The following is a 23,910-nucleotide window of genomic DNA, read 5'->3' as shown; positions in this document are numbered from 1 at the left end:
AGGTAGATCGAGACACAACCCGGCCGGAGCGGGGCGAAGTCACGAATCTGCCGGGCGCTGGTGTCGTACAGGCGAATAGTCACGTGCTCCAGGGTAGTGGGCCGCGGGGACTGCCTCGCGCCCCTTGCCGCCGGGGGCCACGCATTCGTGACGAACCTCAAGCGCGCCGGGCGCCCGCGGTCACAGCACCCCGGCCACCTTCCGCGGCACGATCCGTACCACCACCCGCTCCGCGTCCTGGACCGAGGCGGGGTTGAACTCCGCGTACTTCTTGCCGGTGTACTTCAGCGACAGCTCGTCGATGAGTTCACGCGCGCCCTCCGCCGACAGCTCCGCGGCACCCCTGATCTCCGCGTACTCGTACGGTGAGTCGGGGTCCTGGACGACGACGCTCACCCGGGGGTCGCGGTCCAGGTTCTTCTTCTTGCGCCGGTCGACGGTGGTGGAGACGAGGAGGTGATCACCATCCCGCTTGACCCACACCGGTGACAGCTGCGGGCTGCCGTCGGGCTGGATCGTGCCGAGGACGATGAAGACGGGGCGGTCGAGCAGGGACTTGAGCCGGTCGGACAGGACGGCGGCTGGCATGGGGCACCTCCGGGACCTGGGTCACTGGTGACTCCCCGGGTACCCTCGCACGCTCCGGGCTCACCCGCACCACGGGCGCGGTCGCCACCGCCCGCGGCTCGCCCCCGGCACGGGCGGCGCCGCTACCGCCCTCAGCCCACCCGCACCACAAGCGCCGTCGCCACCGCCATCAGCCCTTCTTCGCGCCCCGGGAAGCCGAGGCCGTCCGTCGTCGCTCCCGAGACCGAGACGGGCGCGCCCACCGCCTCGGAGAGGATCTTCTGCGCCTCGTCACGGCGCTTGCCGATCTTCGGGCGGGGCCCGACGACCTGCACCGCGATGTTCCCGATCCGGAACCCCGCCGAGCGGACGATCCGCGCCGCCTCCGTCAGGAGCGTGACGCCCGACGCGCCCGACCACTCGGGGCGGCCCGTACCGAAGTGCTGTCCCAGATCGCCGAGTCCGGCCGCGGAGAACAGCGCGTTGCACGCGGCGTGCGCGACCACGTCCGCATCCGAGTGGCCCGCGAGGCCCGGTCCCTCGCCCTCCCACTTCAGGCCCGCGCACCACAGCTCCCGCCCCTCCTCGAAGGCGTGGATGTCGGTGCCGATGCCCACCTGCGGCAACAGCTGCGCCTCAGAAGCCATCGTTCAGCCTCCTGCGCGCCAGCACCGCCTCCGCGAGCACCAGGTCCAGGGGCCGCGTCACCTTGAAGGCCTCCTCGTGGCCGGGCACCACCACGACCGGCAGCCCCAGCTGCTCCACCAAGCCGGCGTCGTCCGTGACGTTGTCCGTCACCGTCTCGTGCGCCCGCGCCAGCGTGGCGCGGTCGAAGCCCTGGGGGGTCTGCACCGCGCGCAGCCGGGCTCGCTGCGGGGTCGCGACGACCGGTTCCGGCTCGCCGGGCGTGTCGGCGGGTTCGACCTCCTTGACCGTGTCGGCGAGCGGCAGCGCCGGCACCACGGCCGGCGCGCCTTCCCGTACGGCCTCGATCACCGTGTCCACCGTGTCCACCGGAACGAGCGGGCGGGCCGCGTCGTGGACGAGGACGATCTCGTACTCCGGCGGCAGCGCGTCGAGGCCGAGCTTCACGGACTCCTGGCGTGTGTCGCCGCCGGGGACGACCAGGAAGTCCGTCCTCTCGGGCAGCGCGTGCGCGTCCAGCAGCGACTTGACCTCCGCGGCGCCGTCCGGCGGGGCCACGACGATCACCAGGGAGACGGCGCGGGACGCGGCCATCGCGCGCACCGCGTGGACGAGCATGGGGGTGCCGTTCAGTGCGCGCAGTGCCTTGGGGGCACCCGGACCGAGGCGAACTCCCCGGCCGGCGGCCGGAATCACCGCGGCGATGCGGGTCGCACCCGGTCGTTGGGGTCCCCCCGCTCGGGCGGGGCCGAGAGCGGGGGAGGAGCCGAGAGTGGGGGACGAGCCGAGAGCCTGGGAGGGGACTCCGGGGAGTGAAGGGCGCGAATCGTCAGACATCGGTTCCTGTCAGGTTTGTGTGCTCGGCAGGAATGGGTATGGCCACACCGTGCCGGGCGCGACGCCTTGACCGGACCCTTCCGTGACCTCTGGTCGAGCCAGCTGCCCGGGCCCGGCACGCCAAGTATCCGGGTTTCCCCCGGACGTACGACATCCGGGCAGGGCGCCACACCTCGGACAGGCCTTCGGGCACGACGTACCGCCACTGCCTCCGGGCATGAACATGCCGCAGCGCCCGGCGACAGCTACTGCGTCATCGGGCACCGCGGCATGTGAGATGGGGGCGTCAGGACGCGAGGACCTCGTCGAGCAGTGCCTCGGCCTTGTCCTCGTTCGTGTTCTCCGCGAGGGCCAGCTCGCTCACCAGAATCTGCCGGGCCTTGGCGAGCATCCGCTTCTCACCCGCGGACAGTCCGCGCTCGCGCTCGCGGCGCCACAGGTCACGCACGACTTCCGCGACCTTGATGACATCGCCGGAGGCGAGCTTCTCCAGATTTGCCTTGTAGCGACGCGACCAGTTCGTGGGCTCCTCGGCGTACGGCGCGCGCAGCACCTCGAAGACCCGGTCCAGTCCGTCCTGACCGACCACATCACGCACGCCGACGAACTCCGCATTGTCCGCTGGCACACGCACCGTCAGGTCGCCCTGCGCGACCTTCAGCACCAAGTAGGTCTTGTCCACGCCTTTGATCTGGCGAGTTTCGATGGCCTCGATCAGCGCGGCCCCGTGATGGGGATAGACCACGGTGTCGCCAACCTTGAACGTCATGTGACAGGTACCCCTTCCGTGGCTATCCAGGGTAACACGGAAACCGCGTCTTCTGAATGGCGTTTTCGCAGGTCAGGGCATATCTCGGGGCTTGACAACCGCGACACGAACGTGCTTCGAGGGGGGAGCGGAAGGGGGTATTCGCAGGTCGGAGCGGCTCTGCGGGCAGGGGGAAACCCGTACGTTACACGCGCCGGAGCCCTCCGACCAGGGCCTAAACGTCCCTGTTTGTCCGGCTCCAAGCCTTCGAGTTCCGCTACTCCGTTCGGTGCCTGTCGTCGCCTACGAGCCGAATCCGGAATTGATCAAGGCGGGCGCCGATCCCTGGGTGTTGTCCTCTTGATCGATTTTCGGCACCGCCATGCATTCCTCGGGAAATCCCCGAACGGAACCCGGACGGTTATGTGAATGACAGGCCAAGCAGAGGTCAAAGGGGCTGATGGGGCTGATGGAGCTGATGGGAACGGCCTGGCAGGCGGCGGTTCAGGGCGGGCCCGGGAGGCGGCCCCCGGGGCCCTGGCCGTATTCCCCCGGCCCTGGCGTATCCCCGAGGACCGGCGCGCCGCCCTCCGGGGACCGTTCGTACCCGCCTATACCGAACGAAGTCGGGGCCTTGGGGAGGGTCGGGTGAGGCGGCCGGGGAACGGCTCGGTAACCTAAGCCCGCTGACAGACACTTAGGGCGGCTTTATCAGGGAGTCGCCCTGCTCCGCCCACGTTCAAGGAGTTGCCGCCGCCGTGAGCAGCAGCCTTCGACGCGGCGCCCTCGCCGCCGCCGCCATCGCGTTCTCGATCGCCTCGCTCGCCGCATGCGGCGCCGGCAACGACAGCCAGACGCTCGAGATCAAGCCGGACAACGCCGCGACCAGCCTCGGCGACATCAAGGTCCAGAACGCTCTCGTCATCACCCAGCCCGACCCGAAGGCCACGGGCCCCGCGGTGATCTCGGCGACCGTCTTCAACGCCGGCAACACCGACCAGACGCTGGACTCGATCAGCGTGGACGGCGACGGCACCGCCTCCCTCTCCCCCGCCAAGGGCAAGGGCAAGGTGACCGTCCCGGCCCACGGCTCCGTCGTCATCGGCGGCAAGAACCAGGTCTCCGCCGTCCTGGACAACCCGGGCGCCGCCGTCCAGAACGGCAATGCGCAGAAGATCACCTTCAGCTTCAGCAAGACCGGCGATGTGAGCCTGCGGGCGTTCGTCGTGCCGGCCGAGAGCTACTTCAGCAAGTGGGGCCCGAGCAACATCCCGACGCCGAGCGCCTCGCCCGCGCAGAGCACGAGCCCCAAGCCCTCGAAGTCGGCGTCGGGCTCGCCCGCGGCGGGCTCGTCCGGCACCCCGGACAAGGCGTCGTCGAAGGCGACGGCGACCGAGTCCGCCTCCGCCGGCCACTGACGCACGGGCGGGGCCGAGGCCCCGTCCGTCTGCCGGCACCTCCCGACGCGCGAAGGGCGGCACCCCACCAGGGGTGCCGCCCTTCCTCGTGCAGAGGGCCGGCTTACGGCTCGAACTTGTAGCCGAGGCCCCGGACCGTGACCAGGTAGCGCGGGGCGCCCGGGTCCGGCTCGATCTTGGCGCGCAGCCGCTTGACATGGACGTCCAGGGTCTTGGTGTCGCCCACGTAGTCGGCGCCCCAGACGCGGTCGATCAGCTGCATACGGGTCAGGACGCGGCCCGCGTTGCGCAGCAGCATCTCCAGGAGGTCGAACTCCTTCAGCGGCAGGTCGACCTTCGAGCCGGAGACCGTGACCACGTGGCGGTCGACGTCCATGCGCACCGGCCCGGCCTCCAGCGCGGCCGGCGTCACCTCCTCCGGCTCGCCGCGGCGGCGCAGGACGGCCCGGATGCGGGCGACAAGCTCGCGCGAGGAGAACGGCTTGGTGACGTAGTCGTCGGCCCCTATCTCCAGGCCGACCACCTTGTCGATCTCGCTGTCCTTGGCGGTCACCATGATCACCGGGACGTTGGAGCGGCCTCGCAGCTGGCGGCAGACCTCCGTGCCGGGCAGACCGGGCAGCATCAGGTCGAGCAGGACGAGATCGGCGCCGTTGCGCTCGAACTCGTCGAGACCGTCGGGCCCGGTGGTCGCGATGGCGACCTCGAAGCCCTCCTTGCGGAGCATGTAGGACAGGGCGTCGGAGAAGGACTCCTCGTCCTCGACGACGAGCACTCGGGTCACGGAAGGACCTCCGGGGCGGGAAGCGGTTCGTACGGGGATGAGACGGTGGTCGTCCCGTCGGGCCGGCCGTCCTCTTCATCGAGGTCGGACGGATGGTCGGTCGCGCGGTCGCGGGCCGCACCCGCCTCCGGCAGCCGCAGGGTGAACGTGGAGCCCTGTCCCTCCGAGCTCCACACCGTGACCTCCCCGCCGTGCGAGGCGGCCACATGCTTGACGATCGCGAGCCCCAGGCCCGTGCCGCCCGTGGCACGGGAGCGGGCCGGGTCGACGCGGTAGAAGCGCTCGAAGATGCGCTCCTTGTCCCTGTCGGAGATGCCGATGCCCTGGTCGGTCACGGCAAGCTCGATCATGTCCCCGCCGGTCGCGGGCACCCTGCGGGCGGCGATGCCGACGCGGGTACGGGCGGGCGAGTAGTTGACGGCGTTCTCGACGAGATTGCCCAGGGCCGCGGCAAGCTGGCCGCGGTTGCCCCACACATGCAGGTCGGCGGTGCCTCCGGCGGCCATGGTGATCTGCTTGGTGCCGGCCTGGTGGCGGCAGCGGTCGATGGCCTCGGCGACGAGTTCGTCGACGCGCACGGGTTCGGCGTCCTCGAGGGGGTCGTCGTTCTGCACCCGCGACAGGTCGATGAGCTCCTGCACCAGATTGGTCAGCCGGGTGGCCTCGATCTGCATACGGCCCGCGAAGCGCTCCACGGCCTCGGGGTCGTCGGAGGCGTCCATCACGGCCTCGGAGAGCAGCGACAGGGCGCCGACCGGTGTCTTCAGCTCATGGCTGACGTTCGCCACGAAGTCGCGGCGCACCGCCTCTATCCGCCGGGCCTCGGTGAGGTCCTCGACCAGCAGCAGCACCAGCCGGGAGCCGAGCGGTGCCACGCGCGCGGAGACGGCGAGGGCCTCTCCGCGTCCGGTGCCGCGGCGCGGCAGGTCCAGCTCTACCTGGCGTATCTCGCCGTCCCGTCGGGTGTCACGTGCCATCTGGAGCATGGGCTCGACCGCGAGTTTGCCACCGCGCACGAGGCCGAGGGCATAGGCGGCGGAGCTGGCCTTGACGACGGCGTCGGACTCGTCGAGGACGACGGCCGAGGACCGCAGCACGGAGAGCACCGTGTCCACGCCCGGCGGAAGCACGGGGTCGGTGTGCAGGGAGGTGCGGGTCGGGCGCTTCTGGTCGCGCTCGCTCCAGCGAAACGCCAGCATGGCGATGACGCCGGTGAGCACTCCGGCGATCGCTGCCGCTGCGGCGACCGCCGCGTTCACGTCCATGCACCCAGGTTAGGCACGCCGCGAGGCTTGCCCACAGCCATCGGAGTGCGACCTCGACCACTCGTCGCCCAGAGTTCACCTTGGAGCCAGTATTGGTTCATTTGGGATGTCGGAAACGGTCGCGTACGGACCGGAACGTGGGAGCGTGGGAACCGAAGGGCGCCGTGTCCGCCGTGTTCGCCATGGTGACGACGGGCCCCGGCCCCCGGCCCCTGAACAGACGTAAGAGAGGGAACCCTGATGCGGGACGCGTACCACGAGGAACTTGACTCGATCGGCGAGGGTCTGGTCGAGATGGCCCGGCTCGTCGGGTCGGCGATCGGGCGCGCCACGACGGCGATCCTCGACTCCGACCTCAAGCTGGCGGAAGCCGTGATCGAGGGCGACAAGAAGATCGACGATCTTCAGCACGACCTGGAGGCGCGCGCCATAGCCCTCCTCGCCCGCCAGCAGCCGGTGGCGACGGACCTGCGCATCGTCGTCACGTCGCTTCGGATGAGCGCCGACCTCGAACGCTCGGGCGACCTCGCCCAGCACGTCGCGAAGCTGGCCCGGCTGCGCTTCCCGGAGCGCGCCGTCCCGCAGGACCTGCACGCGACGATCCTGGAGATGGGCCAGCTCGCGCAGCGCCTGATGGCGAAGGCCGCCGAGGTCATCGTCACGAAGGACGTCGACCTGGCGCTCCAGCTGGAGCAGGACGACGACGAGATGGACCTCCTGCACCGCACCCTCTTCCAGCACCTGATCGACGACCGCTGGAAGCACGGCATAGAGACGGCCGTCGACGTCACCCTGCTGGGCCGTTACTACGAGCGCTACGCCGACCACGCGGTGGCGGTGGCGAAGCGGGTGGTGTACCTGGTGACGGGTGAGTACGCCGACGACCTCCAGCAGGACATCCAGCCGGTGACGGGCGTGGAAGGCGCCTGACCGCCGGGCGGACCGGCGAGGGCGGAAGCGCCCGGGCCGGGGCCGAAGGAGCCCGCCCGGGCGTGGGCGAGCCTCCGTGCGCCGTTGATGCGCCTGCCGGAACGGGCATGAAATAGGCACACAGGCACAGTCTCGTCTGACTCGTCTGACTCGAGGAGGGACCCATGGCCGAAGCCCCCAGCACGCCCGACCCCACGCAGGAGCGCGAGACCCAGCAGCCCATCGAGATCAAGAGCCTCCCCCTGGTCGGCGCATGCGGCTGCGGCTCCGGCTGCGGGTGCGGGTGCCAGTCCGGTGCACCCTGCCAGTGCGGCTGACGACGCACGGCACGCACGCTCTTACGCCACAACCGCACAGGGAGCACAAGGAGGTGAGGGGCCCGGCAGGACGCGGGCCCCTCACCTCCATGCCTTTCGTGACACCCCGGCCCTGCGGGCGCAGCATGGAGGGGTGACAGGGCGAACGCACCCGGAAGAGGGAGGTGCGAGGCCATGACCCAGTTCATGGACGTCCACCACGGCATGCAGGGCATCACCGACGAGCAGCTGAAGCAGGCGCACCGGGCCGACCTCGCCATAGAGAAGGAAGAGGGCGTGCACTTCGAGCGGGCCTGGGCCGACCCGGAGTCGGGCACGGTGTACTGCCTCTCCGAGGCCCCCTCGGCCGACGCGGTCCGCCGCGTCCACGAACGCGCCGGCCACGCACCCGACGAGGTGTACGCGGTCCCGCTGTCCATCTGGTGAGGCCATCCGCCGGTGAGGCCATCCGCCGACCGGTCACCCGGTGACCGGCCTGGGACCGGCCGCGCGGCCTACACGGCGGGTCGGCCTGGCCGCCCGCGCGTCCTACACGACGTGCATCCCGCCCCCGCCGCCCGGGCCGCTCGTCCCGCCCATGCCCATGCCGCCCATGCCGCCGCCGGTGAGGTCGGGAGCGAGCGCGGGCACCCAGAAGACGGCGACGGCGAGCGCGAGCGAGGCGACGCCCACGACGCGGGCCACCAGGTAACCCCCCGGCATGCGCTTCTCGGCGGCGACGACGGCGGCGAGGCCCACCATGGCCCAGAGGTTCATCACACCGAACGCGGCGAACAGCAGCATCAGGGACCAGCAGCATCCCAGGCAGTACGCGCCGTGATGCGCCCCGGCCCGTAGATGGCGGGTGGGCCCGCGGTACGACGCGTAGCGCAGCATCAGACCGATCGGTGAGCGGCACTTGACCAGGCAGCGGTCCTTGAGATTGCTGAGCTGGTAGACGCCGTTGACCGCGAATAGTGCGGAGGCCACCGCCGTCCCGGTCGTGGCATGCGCGCCCGCGACCCGGTCCGCGCCCACCGCCAGGGCGTACGCGGGCAACCCGGCCGCCGCCCACACCAGCACATAGCCGGTGGTGAACGCGATCACGCGCGGCGCCCTGTGCGCGGTGGCCGTCCGGGCGTACAGCGAGGCGATGGGCGCCGTGCCGGGCAGCATCATCGCGGCCATCATCACCGTCCAGACGCCCACGAAGGCGAGCAGGTCCCCGGCCGTCGTCGGGGACCCCATGCCGCCCCGGTGCAGTACCAGCCAGACCCACGCGGCGGCCGCCGTCACCAGCACCAGCCCGGTATCGCGGCCCGTGCGGCGGACCGTGACCGTCGTCCTGGTCACGCCGCCCACGAGAATGGCGCCGCGTGCCCGTTGCCGCCGGTGAAGTCCCACGAGCGACCGTGCACGCCCCTGCCGATCGCCCTGGTGGACCGGGCGATGGTCAGCGTGCTGCTCGCCGGGTGGAACATTCCGGTCAACCGCATCACCGGCCCGCCCTCGCCGAACTGCGGGGCCACCTGGTCCTCGATCTCTATGTCGATGACGTCCGACACCCGCACGCTGTGACGGCGACCGTCGTCGTGGTAGCCGATGGGGACGCGTTCGACGCCGAGGACCTCTGCGACAAGAGGTGCGAGCGCCGCCATCGGCCCGCCCGCCTGACCGGAGAAGACCTTCCCCAGCGCGTCGGCCTGGCGGTCGTCGGCCGAACCGTCCACGTACAGCGCCACCTGCCAGCCACCGTCGGCCATCAGCCGGGGAGTGTCGGCGAAGACGACGACGTTGCGGTCCGACACGTCCACGCCGTCGACCTCGCCCCGTTCGATGTGAAAGGCGAATGTCACCTGGCAGCGCTCCCGGTCCGCGGGTGCTGTGAGGCCGGAGGTGGTGCACGGACACACCACGTCGCAGTTACAGCTCTCCAGATAAGTGCCGCTCAGATTCCAGGCCATGTCCCGTCACCTGCCTGTCACGCCACTCCCAGGCTAGAACGCCTCCCCGCGGCGCGCGCCTGCGGACCGGGCACGCCACAGGCGCGCCGCCGCGGGGATGAGATGTGTCAGTGGGAGCGGCGTGCCGTTCGGCGGCGCAGCCCGATGACGGTGCCACCACCGGCGAGGACCAGCGCCACGGCCACGCCGGCGATCACCGGGGTGCCGCCGCTCGCCCCGGTCTCGGCGAGGCCGGAGCCACCGCCCGCGGGCGAGGGGGCGCTGCTCGCGCTCGGCGCGGCGGCCGCGGAGGGCGCCTCCACCGGCATGCGCTCCATGTCGGTGCAGAGCTGGACCTGGATGTCGAAGGCGTAGGGCCGCTCCTGCGGCTCGGCCTGCAGGGCCGGTCGGAAGACCTCCGCCGCCGAGGTCGGATCGATGTTGCGCCGGACCACCGCGCGACAGGCGGCCCGATCAGGCAGGCTGATCAGCAACCCGAGGCGTGTCGATCCTAGAACGGCGGCCCGAAAGAGGTGGCGGGGACATCCGAAGCCAGTCGCAGAGCCTTCCGGACGTCCCGCTGGTACGTGTAGGAAGGGTGTGGCCAGGCGTCGTCGGAACGGGCCCAGTAACCGTTGTCCGAACGCGCCGCCACAGCCTTGCGCCACAGCTCGGCGCTCTTTCGAAGCTCCCCGACGTAGGCGGTGACCTTGGGCCTGGCGCCGGGAGACCAGTTGGCGGCATTGAGGCCATCAGCCTCATGGTCCAGCGCGGCCGCCATCTTCGCAGCCCAGACGCGATTGGCGGCCGTGCTGCCCGGGTGCGGATAGCTCTTGAAGACGCGCGCGGAGGCCAGCTCCAGCCTGAGGAAGGCAAGCTGGTCTGCTGCCAGGCCGGTCTCCTGCTCGCGTACGCTGCCAGTGGTCTGACCGTCCGTGTCGGCCGCAAAGCAGGTGGCGGTCCTGTTACCCGACTGCTGGACCTCACGGGTCGGGTAGTAGTAGTTGACGCCCATCGTGTGGGGCAAGGACCAGTCGTCCATGACGTAGTCGGTCAGCCGATCGCTGCACTGGTGGTATGACCGTTTGGCGAGGATGTCGTCGGCGCCGCTGGACCCGGTGAGAGCGACCGTGGCGAACACTTCGCCGTCGTGTGGCCGGGAGCACGGCACGCGTACCGCGGAGTAGACCTCTTTGTGCTGCGAGCTGGTGAAGCAGTCGCCCACCGCGAGGCTTACGGCCGACCGGTCCCCTGCGCCAGACATCCGCTTATCCGGATTTTCGTCGGCGTCACCGGCGATTGCCCTGCTGATGAGGCTCATCGCCAGCACGACCCCACCGAGCGCCAGTACACCCGCGATCGCTAGGTTGCGGCGCTTCTGGTTGCGCTTGGAGCCGGGCTCAGACGGCGCGGGCGGCGGTATGGCGGACATGGGTCTCCGGTCGACCTCGGCAAACACGTATGCGGAGCCGGATCTTCGCACACGACCAGGCATCTCAGTCCCCCCAGAGGTCATTGACGGTCATGGAGACCGCCGGGCCGGTATGGGGCGCTGCCGGTTGCCGGGGTTGCTGTACTTCGCTGCTGTACCGCAACTCCGTTGCTGCCAGGCCATTGTCAGTGCACCCGCCGGCTTGCCTGGCGGAGTGAGGCCGGTCCGACAGTGTGCGCTATCGTCCGGATGCTTGTTCCCGTTTACTTCGCAGGGAGCTTCATGCGCCTCAAGAAGGTCTCGCTCATGGCGGCGATATCCCTCCTCGCCGGGCTGACCACCACCACTGTCGGCCTCAGCAGTAATGCCTGGGCCGATACTGCAGTGCCACTGTCGCTGCCCCGCTACTCGCACATGCTGGTCGACCCGGCTCACCAGCACCTGTTCTTCAGCAGTGGCGTCGGTAACAGCACCATCCTGGTGACCGACTACGACGGCGTCACTGTCCGCACCATCGACAACGAGCCCGGGGCGATCGGCCTCGCTCTGTCCCCCGACGGCAGCACCGTCTATGCAGCGCTCTACAACGGCGACGCCATCTCGGCCATCGACACCACATCGCTGAACGAGGCCCACCGCTACAGCACCGGCGCCGGCAGCGAGCCTCGGAGCGTCGCCTGCACCGGCGGCAAGGTCTGGTTCGGCTACGGCGGAGCAGCCGAGGGGAACATCGGGTCGATCGACACCAGTAGCGACCCGGCGAGCGTCACCCTCAACACCGCCGGCGGGTGGTACAGCGCGCCGACGCTGGCCGCCGACCCGTCGGCGCCGGGGACGCTCCTCGCCGCTGACCAGGACACCAGTCCGCCTTATCTGACGCGCTACGACGTGTCCTCGGGCACTCCGGTCGTCGGCGTGCGCCGTTGGCTGCAGGACTCGTCCGACGTGAGCGACATGCAGATCACGCCGGACGGGCAGGACGTGGTGCTGGCGACCGGAGCGCCGTACTACCACCAGGTCTTGAAGCTCTCCGACCTCTCGGCAGACGGCACCTACCCCAGCACGTCCTACCCGAACTCGGTGGCGATCGGGCCGGACGGCGCTGTCGCCGCAGGCAGCAACGCGTCCTATGACAAGGACGTCTACGTCTACCAGGCCCACCAGTCGTCCCCGATCAACACGTACGACTTCGGATCCAGCGGCACGCTGGCCGGTTCCGGGCTCGCCTGGGCCCCGGACGAAAGTCGGCTCTTCGCCGTCACGGCCGACGTCTACGGCGCCAACCCCACCCTGCACGTCCTGTCCAACCCCGAGGCGGCCGCCTCCGCGCTCACCCTGGCCGGACCGGCCACGACTGTCCCGACCCGGCAGCTCAGCCTGACCGGATCGCTCACCTCGACGAACCCGATTCCCGCTGGGCAGCAGGTCAAGGTGACCCGGGTCGACTCGGCGAACCCGGACGGCATCGCTCTGCCGGACGCCGTCACGGATGCCAACGGCGGGTTCACAGTCACGGACACCCCGACAACCGAAGGGGCAACCACCTACCGGGTCTCGTACGTAGGCGACTCCAAGCACCTGTCCGCGAACGCCTCGTACAGCGTCCAGGTGGCCAAGCTGGCCTCCACGATGACCTTGACCGCCCCGGCCACCTCGACCCGCACGGCGCAGCTCACCCTCACCGGCACGCTGGCCAACGGACCGTACACCGCCGGCGAAACGGTCCAGCTCACCAAGAAGGACCTGGCCCACTCCGCCGGCTACGGCATCGGCACGGCCACGGTGGGTACGGACGGCAGCTTCACCATCCACGACACCCCGGCCATCGGCGGCAACAACACCTACACGGTGAGCTACCCGGGCGACGACATCCACAAGGGATCCACCGCATCGACGACCGTCCAGGTCTCGCGCACGGCCTCGGCCCTGACGGTGACCACCAACGCCTCGACGTACTCCTACGGCGCGACGGCCACGGCCACTGCGCACCTCGGCACCACCTACAACGGCCGTACCGTCTCGATCTACGCGCAGCCCTACGGGGGCACCAAGACTCTGGTCAAGACCGGCACTGTGGACAGCCACGGGAACCTGGTGGCGAGCTACAAGCTCAGCCGGAACACCGTCTTCAGCGCAGTCTTCGCCGGTGACTACCGCTACGCCCCCGCCACTGCCACCCGGACCGTGTATGACCGCGTCAAGGTGGCCGAAACGCTGAGCGGGTACTACACCAGCACCTACTACGGGAGCACCCTTTACCGGGTCTACCACCACACGGCCAAGGAGCAGCTCAACGTCGCGGTCACGCCCAACAAGGCCGGGCAGTGCACGTACTACCGGGTGCAGCAGTACTACAGCGGCGCCTGGCACACGCTGACCACCTCGCCCTGTTTCGCCCTCGACTCCGCAAGCACCGGCGCTGGATGGGTGAGCCTGAGCAATGCGATCAACGGCAAGTTCCGCATGGCCGCTGAGTACGTTCACAGCAGCAAGGACAACACCAATGTCAGCACCTGGGGTGCCTGGCAGTACTTCACCGTCAGGAGCTGAGCCGCAGTCCTGACAGCTCGACCGTGAGATGACGAAGGGCCCGCCCGACCTCGGGCGGGCCCTTCGTGCACCCTTGTTCGCGGAGCGGGGTCACGATTGACCAACGCTCTGACCTGCTGCCTGAGCCGTCGACGGTTGTCAGCGTTGGTCATCGTTGAGCGCCCTTCCACGGCCCAGGGACGGCCCGGAGGGGCGCTCGCACTCGACATCCGCATCCGCCGCTGGCGCCGGCGTACCTGCCGGCCCGATCAGCACCTGACGGCCCTGAGACGGCCCCAGCACAGCAACAGGCCCCGTACCAGCAGGGAAACCGCAGGTAGGGGGCCTGTTCAGGCGTACTTACTTCTTCTTGCCCTGGTTCTTGACCGCCTCGATCGCCGCCGCGGCAGCCTCCGGGTCGAGGTACCTGCCGCCCGGGGTGAGCGGCTTGAAGTCGGCGTCGAGTTCGTAGAAGAGGGGGATGCCCGTCGGGATGTTCAGGCCCGCGATGTCGGCGTCCGAGATGCCGTCGAGGTGCTTGACCAGGGCCCGCAGGCTGTTGCCGTGGGCCGCGACCAGGACCGTGCGGCCGGTCAGCAGGTCCGGGACGATGCCGTCGTACCAGTAGGGGAGCATGCGGAAGACGACGTCCTTCAGGCACTCCGTCTTCGGGCGCAGCTCCGGCGGGAGCACCGCGTAACGCGGGTCGTGCGCCTGCGAGAACTCCGAGTCGTCCTCGAGCGGCGGCGGCGGGACGTCGTAGGAGCGGCGCCACAGCATGAACTGCTCCTCGCCGAACTCCTCGAGCGTCTGCGCCTTGTCCTTGCCCTGGAGGGCGCCGTAGTGGCGCTCGTTCAGGCGCCAGGAGCGGTGGACCGGGATCCAGTGGCGGTCGGCCGCCTCCAGCGCGAGCTGGGCGGTGCGAATCGCGCGCTTCTGGACGGAGGTGTGGACCACGTCGGGGAGCAGGCCGGCGTCCTTCAGCAGCTCACCGCCGCGGACCGCCTCCTTCTCGCCCTTCTCGTTCAGGTTGACGTCCACCCAGCCGGTGAACAGGTTCTTCGCGTTCCACTCGCTCTCGCCGTGGCGGAGGAGGATCAGCTTGTACGGTGCGTCGGCCATGCGTCAGAGCGTAATCCACACATTCGCCACCTCGCGTCGCCGCCCGCAGGGCGGACAGCCGGCTCCTCGTCCGTACGACAGTTGACGGCATCTGTTAATTCGGTGGCCTTTCCGAGTCCCGCCCTCGTAAGTTGTGCTCACTGTTCGAGCCACTTACATCCATGGGGGATCACGTATGTCACTCGCCGGCCTCGGACGCGCCGCCCGGGAGACCGTCTCCGGGCTTCCCCGGGAGTTCTGGTGGCTGTGGACGAGCACGCTCGTCAACCGGCTCGGCGCCTTCGTCGCCACCTTCATGGCGCTCTACCTCACGCTGGACCGCGGCTACTCCGCCTCCTACGCCGGTCTCGTCGCGTCGCTGCACGGGCTCGGCGGAGTCGTCTCCTCCCTCGGCGCGGGAGTGATGGCCGACCGGCTCGGGCGGCGGCCGACCCTGCTCGTCGCCCAGTCCTCCACGGCCGTGTCCGTGGCCCTGCTCGGCTTCATGCGCGATCCGGTCGCCATCGCCGCCGTCGCCTTCGTCGTCGGCATGGCCTCCAACGCCTCCCGCCCGGCCGTGCAGGCGATGATGGCCGACATCGTCCGCCCCGAGGACCGGCTGCGCGCCTTCTCCCTCAACTACTGGGCGATCAACCTCGGCTTCGCCGTCTCCTCCATGGCCGCGGGGCTGATCGCCGAGTACAGCTATCTCGCCGGGTTCCTGATCGAGGCGGGGATGACGATGATCTGCGCGGTCGTCGTCTTCATGAAGCTGCCCGAGTCGAAGCCGGCGCCGCTCCCCGACGGCGCCGAGGACGATGTGCGGCTCGGGACCGTGCTGCGCGACGGCCGCTTCATGAGCGTGGTCGGGCTGTCCTTCCTGGTCGCGCTCGTCTTCCAGCAGGGATCGGTGGGCCTGCCGGTGGCGATGGGCCGGGCGGGCTTCACGCCCGCCGACTACGGCCTTGCCATCGCCGTCAACGGCGTGCTGATCGTCGCGCTCCAGATCCCGGTCACCCGGTTCATCGAGCACCGCGACCCGCGCCTGCTGCTGGTGGCCTCGTCCCTGCTCGCGGGATACGGGTTCGGTCTCACCGCGTTCGCTGGGTCGGTCGGCGTCTTCGCGCTGACGGTGTGCGTATGGACGCTCGCGGAGATCGTCAACGCGCCCACTCAGACGGGCCTCGTCGTGCGCCTCTCCCCGGTGCGCGGACGCGGCCGCTACCAGGGCATGTACACGATGTCGTGGTCCGTGGCCGCCCTGGTCGCCCCGCTGATGTCCGGTCTTGTCATCGACCGGTTCGGCGCACAGTGGCTGTGGGCGCTGTGCGCGGTGGTCGGCACGGCCGCCGCGGCCGGATACGGGGCACTGATGCGCCGCGTCCCGGCACGGGAGACGGCGGCGGGGACGCGGGCGGAGACGGCCGGCGCCGAAGTCGGCGCGGCCTGAGTGCGAGTGGGCGCGGCCTGAGGACGGCGAGTGGGCGCGGCCTGAGGGCGCGGCCCGACGGCGTACAGCGCCCCTCCGGACCGGCTCCACCACCCCCCGGGACCGGCTTCAGCGCCCTTCCCACACCTCGCTGGTGAGGAAGTGGTTGTCGTACAGCTCCTGGACCTCCAGCAGGGACTCCGGCGGCACCTTCCCGAGTCCGACGCGCTCGAGGTGACGGAAGTACTCGAAGCGTTCGACGCCCGGAGTGAGGACGATCAGCAGGTCGGCTTCCTGTCCGGGCGCGGCGGCGAAGGCGTGCGGCAGGCCCGGCGGTACGACGACCAGGTCGCCCTGCTCCGCCGAGACGATCGAGTCGCCGGAGAGCACCTGCGCCGTGCCGTCGAGCACATAGAACATCTCGGCCGAACCGCTGTGGTAGTGGGGCCGGGCACCGTCCGCGCCCGCGCCGAGGGTGACGCGCTGCGCGGACAGCGCCCCGCCGGTCGCACTGCTGTCGGCCAGCAGCCGGACGGTCGTGGGGGCCCGCCCGACGACCTCGGCATCAGCGGAGCGGACGATTACGGACGAGTCGAAGTCCGGTACGAACAGCGACATTTCACAACTCCCCGGGGTGAGCGTCGGCGGGTCAGACGGCGAAGAGCAGCGCGGCGGAGGCCAGAACCACGACCGCCGTGGCGAAGTGGATGCCGAACGCGGCGGCCCGAGTGCCGCCGTGGCGGAGCACGATCAGCGTGTCACCGAGCGGCACCAGGGCGACGGCCAGCATGAACCAGCCCTCGGCGCGCACCCCCGCGAAGGCGAGAAGAGCGAGGCCCAGTATGCCGCTGACGCCGTCCCTGAGGCCCTTGATCTGCAGATAGGCGGCATCGCCGTCGGCCTTGGCGGGCACGCCGTAGCCGGTGGCCGCCGCCCGGGGCTGGAGCAGGAACCGGGCGCCGATCACGAGGACGAGCAGGTCGAGGACGACGGCAAGGCCGTAGGCGATGGTGGTGAGCACGTCTGTCTCCATCTCTCTGCTGGCTAGCAATGCTAGATGTCAGAGCGAAGCTAGCATAGCTGCGACAGAATGACTAGCAGTGCTAGCATCACTGCCATGTCCATCCAGACGCGCCGGGAGCGCGAGCGAGCGGAACGGGAACGCCTCATCGTCACGGCGGCACGGGAGCTGGCGGAGGCCGAGGGCTGGGACGCGGTGACCACGCGCCGGCTCGCCGCCGAGATCGAGTACAGCCAGCCCGTGCTCTACAGCCACTTCAAGGGCAAGGACGCGATCATGGCGGCCGTCGCCGTGCAGGGCTTCGAGGAGCTGTCCGGGCAGCTGCACGCCGCCCGCACCTCCGCGCCCTCCCCGCGCGAGGCCCTCGCCGCGGTGGGCCGAGCCTACGCCGACTTCGGGGAGCGGCGGCCCGCGCTCTACGACGCGATGTTCACGCTCGCCGTGGATCTGCCGTTCGCGCGGCCCGAGACCCCCGCCCCGCTGCGCGCCGCCTTCGACGAGCTGCGCCTGGCCGTCACCCCGCTCGCCACCGGCGACGACGACCCGGGCGTCCTCACCGAGACCGTGTGGAGCGGGCTGCACGGCCTGCTCACGCTGATGCGCAGCGGCCGTCTGCGCCGCGATCAGCACGACCGCCGGCTCGCCCTGCTCATCGACCGCTTCTGCCCGCCGGAGAAGTAACGGCCTACAGCTCCCGCTGGGCCTCGTACAGATTCCGCGGCCGGACCACGTCCGCCGTGCCGTACAGCTCGAGGCGGGAATGCAGGTCGCCGGTGAAGTCGGGCACGTCGATCTGGTCGAACTCGCCGACCTCGTTCAGGCCGACGGTCGCGGACCAGGGGGCCAGCCCGTCGATCTTCACCAGACCGGCGCGGCCGTTGGTGACGCGGACGTTCCAGTGGGTGAAGCGGGCGCCGAAGAGGGGCCCGGCGGAGGCGTCCCCGCCATGGCGGCCGTTGTTGTTCACCGTGATGTCCGTACGGACGTTCGCGAACGGCAGCCCGCGGTGCGAGTCGAAGGTGCCCATCTGCATCTCGCCGCGCGACCAGACGTTGTAGGAGGACAGGCCCTCCACGTTGATGCCGTGCAGCTGGGTGTTCGGCGGGGCAGGGACCGTGCGCTGCTCGACGGTGAAGTCCTCGATCAGGTTGTCGTGCGAGCCCTCCCGGCAGAAGTACGGGTGGTGCGAGCCCCGGCCCGCCACGCGCGTGCGGCGCAGGGTGCAGGAGGAGGCTGCGACCAGGCCGAAGCCGTTGTCCACGTGCCGTACGACGACGTCGTCCGCCCAGCAGTCGTACGCGCACTGGAACACGACCCCGTTGTAGCCCTTGTCGAGCAGATGCGGGCCCTGGGGTGTCTCGACCGCCTGGAGGGTCAGACCCTCCACACCCGCGCCGGTGAGCGCCGGTACGTGGGTCGTCAGACGCGGGTCCCACTCCGGGCGCACATCGAGCGGCAGGGGTCGCTCGAACGTGACTTTCCGGCCCGCCACGCGCGCGATGCGCACGGGCCACTCGTAGGGAACGTACGACGTCAGCTTCGTCTTGTCGTCCCAGAAGTACGCCTCGGCGCCCGGGCCGCCGCCGGCCATGTGTTCCAGCAGGGTGTGGCCGGGATCGTCCGCGAGCCGGAGCAGGACCAACCGCCCCGGCCGCAGCCGGCGCGCGTCGGCGACCGTCACCGTCCGGGAGCCCTGCCGGGCCGGGGCGACCGTGGTCAGCGTCTCCCACTCGTCGCGCCGGTTGCCGGTCCATCCCTCGAACGGCCACGCCTTGGCCCGGACGGCCTCGACCAGGGAGTCCCAACGCTCCGTCGGAGCCAGCCAGACGAGGCCCCCGGCCCAGGACCAGGAGGACTTGTCGCCGCCGTACCGGGAGCCGTAGACGCCGATCAGCTCGGTGAGGTTCTTCGTGGCGTACAGCGTCGTACGGTCGCTGCCCGCGCCCCGCAGGACGACGTTGTCGTACCCGATGCGGACGAGGCCGTCGATGCGGAACGTTCCGGGCGGGACGAGGACGGTGCCGCCGCCGGCCCTTCCCGCGGCGGCGATCGCACGGTTGATCGCGGGGGCGCAGTCGGTGACGCCGTCCGCCACGGCTCCGTACGCGGTGACGTCGGCGACCACGGGGTGGCGGGGGAAGCGCACCGCCCCGCTGCGGTAGCCGGCCCGGCCGACGAACGGGATCTGTGGGTGGGTGAAACGGGTGCGGACGAACTCGCGCCAGAGGGCCGGGACTTCGCCCTTCGGGCCGCTCGGTGCGACGGCCGTCGCCGGTGTTCCGGTCCCGGCGACGGCCGCCACGGCGATGGCACCGCCGATCAGGCCCCGTCTGCTGATGTCCGCGTGCCCGGTGCCCATGTCCGAACCGCCTTCCCAGAACTCTCGGCAACCTCCGGAGAGCTTCCATGGATGTGAACGACGTTCAGCATTGCGTTGGCGGTGAGCATGCCATGAGGTCCCTCAGCGGGGAAAGGGTCGTGCAGCGATTGACGGCAGGGCCCGGAGGGTCAGGCCTCCGGGCGCTGGGTCAGATGGCTGAACGCCTCCAGATTCCGCGTCGACTCGCCGCGCGCCACCCGCCAGGCGTACTCCTTGCGGATCGCGGACGCGAAGCCCAGCTCGAGAAGGGTGTTGAAACTGCCGTCCGCCGCCTCCAGGACCGAGCCGAGCAGCCGGTCCACCTCCTCGGGGGTGACCGCGGCCAGCGGCAGCCTGCCCGTCAGATAGATGTCGCCGAGCGGGTCGACTGCGTAACTCACGCCGTACAGCCTGAGGTTGCGCTCCAGCAGCCAGCGGTGTACCGCGGACTCGTTCTCGTCGGGGTGGCGGATCACGAAGGCGTTGAGGGACAGGGAGTGCTTGCCGACGATGAGTGAGACGGTCGTCGACAGTTTGCGCGTCCCGGGGAGCTTCACGACGAAGGAGCCCGACTGCGGGCTCTCCCACTCCAGTTCGGCGTCCTTGAGGACACCTTCGATGACCTGTGCCGCCCGCTGTTCCTCAGCCATGCGGGCAGCGTACGCGACGGGCATCAGCCGTGGTGCGCGCGCACCCGGCGCCGGTGCGCCCCCATGGCGGCCGTGTACACGGCCGCCGTCGCCGAGGCCGCCGCATCCCAGCCGAACGACTCGGCGTGCCGGGCCGCGGCCCTTCCCAGACGGGTGGACAGCTGCGGGTCGTCCGCGAAGTCGCGCAGTACGCGCGCGTAGCCGGCGGGGTCGTGCCCCTGGACCAGGAATCCGGTCAACCGGTCCCGGACGGCCACGGGCAGTCCGCCGACCGCGGCCGCCAGCACCGGCGTACCGGCCGCCTGCGCCTCGATGGCGACGAGCCCGAAGGACTCGCTGTACGACGGCATGACCAGGACGGAGGCCGCGCGGAACCAGTCGGCGAGCTGGTCCTGGCCCACGGGTGGCCGGAAGCGCACGACATCGGCTATGCCGAGCCGGGCGGCGAGCTTCTGCAGCCCCTCCGGCTTGGCCAGACCGCTGCCGCTGGGGCCGCCCACGACCGGCACGACGATGCGGGAGCGCAGCTCGGGACGGTCGTCGAGGAGGAGGGCGACGGCCCGCAGCAACACGTCGGGCGCCTTCAGAGGCTGTATGCGTCCCGCGAAGAGGGGGATGAGCGCGTCCTGCGGCAGTCCGAGCCGGGCGCGGGCGGCTGCGCGGCCGTCGGCGGGCCGGAAGCGCTCCAGATTGACGCCCGGGTGGACGACGGCGACCTTGCCGGGGTCGGCCGCGTAGTGCCGGACGAGTTCGCCGGCCTCCTCGGAGGTGTTGGCGATGAGCCGGTCGGCCGCGGCCACGATCTGGGTCTCGCCGATCACGCGGGCGGCGGGTTCGGGGGTGTCGCCCTCGGCGAGCGAGGCGTTCTTGACCTTGGCCATGGTGTGCATGGCGTGCACCAGCGGGGCGCCCCAGCGCTGGGCGGCCAGCCATCCGACGTGGCCGGAGAGCCAGTAGTGGGAGTGCACGAGGTCGTAGTAGCCGGGGCGGTGACCGGCCCAGGCCTGCATCACACCGTGGGTGAAGGCGCACAGCTGCGCGGGCAGGTCCTCCTTGGCGAGCCCTTCGTAGGGTCCGGCGTCCACGTGCCGGACGAGGACGCCGGGGGCGAGCTCGACGGCCGGCGGGAGGGCGGCCGTGGTGGCCCGGGTGAAGATCTCGACCTCGATGTTGATCGCGGCCAGCCGCTGGGCCAGCTCCACGATGTAGACGTTCATGCCTCCGGCGTCGCCCGTGCCGGGCTGGTGGAGCGGTGAGGTGTGCACGGAGAGCATGGCCACGCGACGAGGCCTGCGGTGCGGCAGCCGGAGGCGGGGGGCAGCCGCCGAGCGACGCCCGAGCCTGCTGACGTACTGGCTCACGTGGCGTTCCTCCTTGCTGCGGGCATGCCTTGCGCGAGGGCGCGACACACCCCCGTAACCGGTGCGAACGCCAGGAGGGGGCGCTCCATTTCCCCCGCAGGCCGCTTTACCGAATCATTACCATGTGTCGGTCAACCGTTCGACCGCGCGGTCGTCCACAGGCGCGCCGTGCCGTTGTCCACAGGCCGGCCCGCAACCCCGTACGGCCGCTTACTCTCGTACGCATGTCAACCCGCGCCGCGTCCCGCCCCGTGGGTACGGTGACGCGCGGGACGACCAATCCGAACCGGCTGCGCCGGATGGACCGCTGGATCGCCGCCGTCCACGGCGCCGAACTGCGCCGCACGACGGATCCCGTGGCCGTCGACCTCGGGTACGGGGCCGCGCCCTGGACCGCGGTTGAGCTGCTGCACAGACTGCGCACCACCGCGCCCCGCACCCGTGTGGTCGGGGTGGAGATCGAGCCCGCCCGGGTCGCGGCCGCGCGGCCGTACGCCCGCGAGGGCCTGGTCTTCCGGCACGGCGGCTTCGAGGTGCCGGTGCCCGGCCGCCCCTGCCTCATCCGCGCCGCGAACGTCCTGCGGCAGTACGAGGAGGGCGAGGTCGCCGACGTCTGGGTACGGCTGTGCGCCCGCCTCTCCCCCGCCGACCCGGCGACCGGCTCCCGCGGCGGACTGCTCGTCGAAGGCACGTGCGACGAGATCGGCCGCCGTCACGTCTGGGTCGCCCTCGGCCCGGAGGGCCCGCGCACGGTCACCTTCGCCACCCGGCTCGGCTCCCTGGACCGCCCGTCCGACCTGGCCGAGCGGCTGCCGAAGGCGCTGATCCACCGCAATGTCCCGGGCGAGCCCGTGTACGCCTTCCTGCGCGACTTCGACCGCGCCTGGGCCGCCGCCGCGCCCTACGCGTCCTACGGCGCCCGCCAGCGCTGGATACGCACGGTCCGCCGGCTGACGGCGGACTGGCCGGTGACGGACGGCCCGGCGCGCTGGCGCCAGGGGGAAGTCACGGTCGCCTGGGGAGCCTTGGCGCCTCGCGCGTGAAAACCCGTCCGACCTGCGGGGAACGATCTTCCTGCGTCCTTCGTCACATTCGCGGCCGGTCGCCGTTCGAGTGCGACCGGCCGGGCAGGGAGATCGTCGTACCAGGTGCGGCAGGCGAGGGAGTTTTTTGTGCGGATAAGTCCCGCCTCTGTCGCTTTGCCCGCCGACGTGGCACGATCCCCCAGACGTGGCAAGTTACTGACGGTAAACCAGATTTGGGGGCGAAGTATGGGATCCGGGAAGCGGGCCCTGACCACGGCGGCCATCGCCCTGGTCTGCGCGGTCACCGTGCTGGGCGCACCGGGCGCCGCCTATGCGAGCCTGGGCCGGCCGGCCCCGAAGCCCACTCCGCCCGGCCGGTCGGCTCCGTCGGCCGACAAGGACCTCGAAGCGGTCCGGCGAAAGCTGGACAAGCTGTACCACGACGCCGCGGTCGCCACGGACGCGTACAACGCCGCCGCCGAGCAGACCGAGCAGCAGTCGGCGCGGATCGTCGAGCTGGCCCGGGAAATCGTCAAGGGCCGGGAGAAGCTGGCCGAGTTGAAGGACCGGGCGGGCGCCGCGGCCCGGGCCCAGTACCGCGGCGGAGGGCTGCCGCCCGAGGTCAGGCTCTGGCTGAGCCGCGACCCGCAGGAGTTCCTCGACGACGCGGGCAGGGTCCGCCAGGGCGAACACGCGGCCAGGGGGCTGCTCGCCGAGATGACGCGCACGCAGGAGGACTTGAAGCAGTACGCGCGCGACGCCGCCGACCAGTGGAAGAGACTGGACGCCCACCGCAAGGCCAAGGCCGAGGCCAAGAAGAGGATCCAGAAGGAGATCGCGGCCGCCGAGGAACTCCGGTCCCGGCTGAGGAAGCAGGAGCAGGAGCGGCTGCGGGAGCTGGAGGAGCAGGCCGCGAACCAGGCACAGACGGCCTGGCTCGACACCGGCATACTCGACGACCTCAGCGACAAGGCCTCGGCGGAGGGCCGAAAGGCCGTGCAGTTCGCGACCGACCAGATCGGTAAACCGTATGAATGGGGCGCCGAGGGCCCGAAGTCCTTCGACTGCTCGGGGCTGACGTCCCAGGCCTGGTCGGCGGCCGGAACCGCCATCCCGCGCACCTCGCAGGAGCAGTGGAAGCGGCTCAGGCACGTCGAAATCAAGGACATGCGCCCCGGCGATCTGATCATCTACTTCCGGGACGCCAGCCATGTGGCGATGTACGTCGGCGGCGGCGCGATCGTCCACGCACCGCGCCCGGGACGCACGGTGACGATCGCGGGCGCTGGCTCGATGCCGATTCTGGGAGTGGTGCGCCCGGACGCGAACTGAGACGCCCGCGCATCCCACGTGACGGGCCCCACGTGACGCCGCGCACGCCACCCTCCGTTTCAAACCCGCCCCCGACGTGACGTTCGTCATCCCCGGCGATGTCACCCCTGTCCAACTGCGATAGGGGATGCGGCATATGACGGCGGCCCGTTGCCCAACACCACGCCGCCGGGCATTCCGTTGCGGCCTCGGCTACCGCTATGGTCCCCGTCGGTGGGTCGAGGTCCTTCGCCCCGCC

At 70.6% G+C, this 23,910-nt stretch carries 25 protein-coding genes; 9 read left to right on the top strand and 16 right to left on the bottom strand.

From position 1 onward, the window contains the following. Positions 1–180: 180 nt before the first annotated feature. The 4 genes from LZ604_RS27330 to LZ604_RS27315 form a co-directional block, all read right to left on the bottom strand. On the bottom strand, positions 181–588 hold the full coding sequence (locus LZ604_RS27330; protein WP_234518248.1) for a PPOX class F420-dependent oxidoreductase: 408 nt from the start codon (positions 586–588) through the stop codon (positions 181–183). Between the two features lie 131 nt (positions 589–719). Then, positions 720–1,214 carry a 2-C-methyl-D-erythritol 2,4-cyclodiphosphate synthase gene (gene ispF / locus LZ604_RS27325; protein WP_234518246.1) on the bottom strand — a complete coding sequence of 165 codons (495 nt, stop codon included), beginning with the start codon at positions 1,212–1,214 and terminating at the stop codon, positions 720–722. Next, positions 1,204–2,049, bottom strand: a complete 846-nt coding sequence (gene ispD / locus LZ604_RS27320) for a 2-C-methyl-D-erythritol 4-phosphate cytidylyltransferase (RefSeq protein WP_234518243.1) — start codon at positions 2,047–2,049, stop codon at positions 1,204–1,206. The genes ispF and ispD overlap by 11 nt, the downstream gene beginning before the upstream one ends. Before the next feature lie 286 nt (positions 2,050–2,335). Continuing rightward, a complete protein-coding gene (locus LZ604_RS27315; RefSeq protein WP_003953493.1) occupies positions 2,336–2,818 on the bottom strand; it encodes a CarD family transcriptional regulator in 483 nt (160 codons plus the stop codon). Between the two features lie 737 nt (positions 2,819–3,555). On the opposite strand from LZ604_RS27315, the gene LZ604_RS27310 reads away from it, so the two are divergent. After that, positions 3,556–4,215, top strand: coding sequence for a copper chaperone PCu(A)C domain-containing protein (locus tag LZ604_RS27310; RefSeq protein ID WP_234518241.1), 660 nt, complete (start codon positions 3,556–3,558; stop codon positions 4,213–4,215). A 103-nt stretch (positions 4,216–4,318) separates the two neighbouring features. Here the strand turns inward: LZ604_RS27310 and phoP are convergent, their stop codons facing one another. Beyond that, positions 4,319–4,990, bottom strand: a complete 672-nt coding sequence (gene phoP, locus LZ604_RS27305; RefSeq protein ID WP_010985401.1) for a two-component system response regulator PhoP — start codon at positions 4,988–4,990, stop codon at positions 4,319–4,321. Between the two features lie 5 nt (positions 4,991–4,995). Next, a complete protein-coding gene (phoR, locus tag LZ604_RS27300) occupies positions 4,996–6,264 on the bottom strand; it encodes a two-component system sensor histidine kinase PhoR (protein ID WP_234518239.1) in 1,269 nt (422 codons plus the stop codon). 240 nt (positions 6,265–6,504) lie between these two features. On the opposite strand from phoR, the gene phoU reads away from it, so the two are divergent. The 3 genes from phoU to LZ604_RS27285 all read left to right on the top strand — a co-directional run bounded on the left by phoU (position 6,505) and on the right by LZ604_RS27285 (position 7,937). Further along, positions 6,505–7,194 (top strand): phosphate signaling complex protein PhoU, encoded by a 690-nt coding sequence (gene phoU, locus LZ604_RS27295; RefSeq protein WP_234518237.1) that lies wholly within the window; start codon positions 6,505–6,507, stop codon positions 7,192–7,194. A 164-nt stretch (positions 7,195–7,358) separates the two neighbouring features. After that, a complete protein-coding gene (locus LZ604_RS27290; protein WP_234518236.1) occupies positions 7,359–7,511 on the top strand; it encodes a hypothetical protein in 153 nt (50 codons plus the stop codon). A gap of 174 nt (positions 7,512–7,685) precedes the next feature. Beyond that, the gene (locus LZ604_RS27285; protein WP_234518234.1) at positions 7,686–7,937 is read left to right on the top strand and encodes an SCO4226 family nickel-binding protein; all 252 of its coding nucleotides are present in this window, start codon (positions 7,686–7,688) and stop codon (positions 7,935–7,937) included. Positions 7,938–8,039: 102 nt separating this feature from the next. Here the strand turns inward: LZ604_RS27285 and LZ604_RS27280 are convergent, their stop codons facing one another. The 4 genes from LZ604_RS27280 to LZ604_RS27265 all read right to left on the bottom strand — a co-directional run bounded on the left by LZ604_RS27280 (position 8,040) and on the right by LZ604_RS27265 (position 10,865). Continuing rightward, a complete protein-coding gene (locus tag LZ604_RS27280) occupies positions 8,040–8,843 on the bottom strand; it encodes a DUF2182 domain-containing protein (protein WP_234518231.1) in 804 nt (267 codons plus the stop codon). Continuing rightward, positions 8,840–9,454, bottom strand: coding sequence for a DUF1326 domain-containing protein (locus LZ604_RS27275; RefSeq protein ID WP_234518229.1), 615 nt, complete (start codon positions 9,452–9,454; stop codon positions 8,840–8,842). The genes LZ604_RS27280 and LZ604_RS27275 overlap by 4 nt, the downstream gene beginning before the upstream one ends. Before the next feature lie 107 nt (positions 9,455–9,561). Then, the gene (locus tag LZ604_RS27270; protein ID WP_234518228.1) at positions 9,562–9,888 is read right to left on the bottom strand and encodes an LAETG motif-containing sortase-dependent surface protein; all 327 of its coding nucleotides are present in this window, start codon (positions 9,886–9,888) and stop codon (positions 9,562–9,564) included. 56 nt (positions 9,889–9,944) lie between these two features. Then, the gene (locus LZ604_RS27265; RefSeq protein WP_234518227.1) at positions 9,945–10,865 is read right to left on the bottom strand and encodes a septum formation family protein; all 921 of its coding nucleotides are present in this window, start codon (positions 10,863–10,865) and stop codon (positions 9,945–9,947) included. Between the two features lie 282 nt (positions 10,866–11,147). Here LZ604_RS27265 and LZ604_RS27260 point away from each other — a divergent pair, with 282 nt between their 5' ends. Further along, positions 11,148–13,415, top strand: coding sequence for a WD40 repeat domain-containing protein (locus tag LZ604_RS27260; RefSeq protein WP_234518225.1), 2,268 nt, complete (start codon positions 11,148–11,150; stop codon positions 13,413–13,415). Between the two features lie 339 nt (positions 13,416–13,754). Here the strand turns inward: LZ604_RS27260 and LZ604_RS27255 are convergent, their stop codons facing one another. Continuing rightward, on the bottom strand, positions 13,755–14,516 hold the full coding sequence (locus LZ604_RS27255; RefSeq protein ID WP_234518223.1) for a phosphoglyceromutase: 762 nt from the start codon (positions 14,514–14,516) through the stop codon (positions 13,755–13,757). Positions 14,517–14,691: 175 nt separating this feature from the next. Between LZ604_RS27255 and LZ604_RS27250 the strand changes: the two genes are divergently transcribed. Then, positions 14,692–15,945 carry an MDR family MFS transporter gene (locus LZ604_RS27250; RefSeq protein WP_234518221.1) on the top strand — a complete coding sequence of 418 codons (1,254 nt, stop codon included), beginning with the start codon at positions 14,692–14,694 and terminating at the stop codon, positions 15,943–15,945. A 108-nt stretch (positions 15,946–16,053) separates the two neighbouring features. Here the strand turns inward: LZ604_RS27250 and LZ604_RS27245 are convergent, their stop codons facing one another. After that, positions 16,054–16,542, bottom strand: a complete 489-nt coding sequence (locus tag LZ604_RS27245; RefSeq protein ID WP_234518220.1) for a cupin domain-containing protein — start codon at positions 16,540–16,542, stop codon at positions 16,054–16,056. 31 nt (positions 16,543–16,573) lie between these two features. Continuing rightward, positions 16,574–16,957 (bottom strand): DUF4267 domain-containing protein, encoded by a 384-nt coding sequence (locus LZ604_RS27240; RefSeq protein WP_234518219.1) that lies wholly within the window; start codon positions 16,955–16,957, stop codon positions 16,574–16,576. Between the two features lie 84 nt (positions 16,958–17,041). On the opposite strand from LZ604_RS27240, the gene LZ604_RS27235 reads away from it, so the two are divergent. Continuing rightward, the gene (locus LZ604_RS27235) at positions 17,042–17,626 is read left to right on the top strand and encodes a TetR/AcrR family transcriptional regulator (RefSeq protein WP_234518218.1); all 585 of its coding nucleotides are present in this window, start codon (positions 17,042–17,044) and stop codon (positions 17,624–17,626) included. Positions 17,627–17,630: 4 nt separating this feature from the next. On the opposite strand, the gene LZ604_RS27230 is transcribed toward LZ604_RS27235, so the two are convergent. From LZ604_RS27230 to mshA, 3 genes are all read right to left on the bottom strand, one after another. Further along, on the bottom strand, positions 17,631–19,304 hold the full coding sequence (locus LZ604_RS27230; RefSeq protein WP_234518217.1) for a glycosyl hydrolase family 28-related protein: 1,674 nt from the start codon (positions 19,302–19,304) through the stop codon (positions 17,631–17,633). Between the two features lie 149 nt (positions 19,305–19,453). Continuing rightward, complete coding sequence (locus tag LZ604_RS27225) at positions 19,454–19,954, bottom strand: type III secretion system chaperone family protein (RefSeq protein WP_234518216.1); 501 nt, start codon at positions 19,952–19,954, stop codon at positions 19,454–19,456. A 23-nt stretch (positions 19,955–19,977) separates the two neighbouring features. Then, positions 19,978–21,315, bottom strand: a complete 1,338-nt coding sequence (gene mshA, locus LZ604_RS27220; RefSeq protein ID WP_234518215.1) for a D-inositol-3-phosphate glycosyltransferase — start codon at positions 21,313–21,315, stop codon at positions 19,978–19,980. Between the two features lie 224 nt (positions 21,316–21,539). Here mshA and LZ604_RS27215 point away from each other — a divergent pair, with 224 nt between their 5' ends. Next, positions 21,540–22,358, top strand: coding sequence for a class I SAM-dependent methyltransferase (locus tag LZ604_RS27215; protein WP_234518214.1), 819 nt, complete (start codon positions 21,540–21,542; stop codon positions 22,356–22,358). Between the two features lie 228 nt (positions 22,359–22,586). Further along, the gene (locus LZ604_RS27210; RefSeq protein WP_234518213.1) at positions 22,587–23,672 is read left to right on the top strand and encodes a C40 family peptidase; all 1,086 of its coding nucleotides are present in this window, start codon (positions 22,587–22,589) and stop codon (positions 23,670–23,672) included. Positions 23,673–23,910 lie beyond the last annotated feature (238 nt).

Source organism: Streptomyces glomeratus, assembly GCF_021462825.1.
Classification (GTDB): Bacteria; Actinomycetota; Actinomycetes; order Streptomycetales; family Streptomycetaceae; genus Streptomyces; species Streptomyces glomeratus.
Note: the sequence above shows the minus strand (reverse complement) of the source record. Positions and strands in the feature narration are given on the sequence as shown.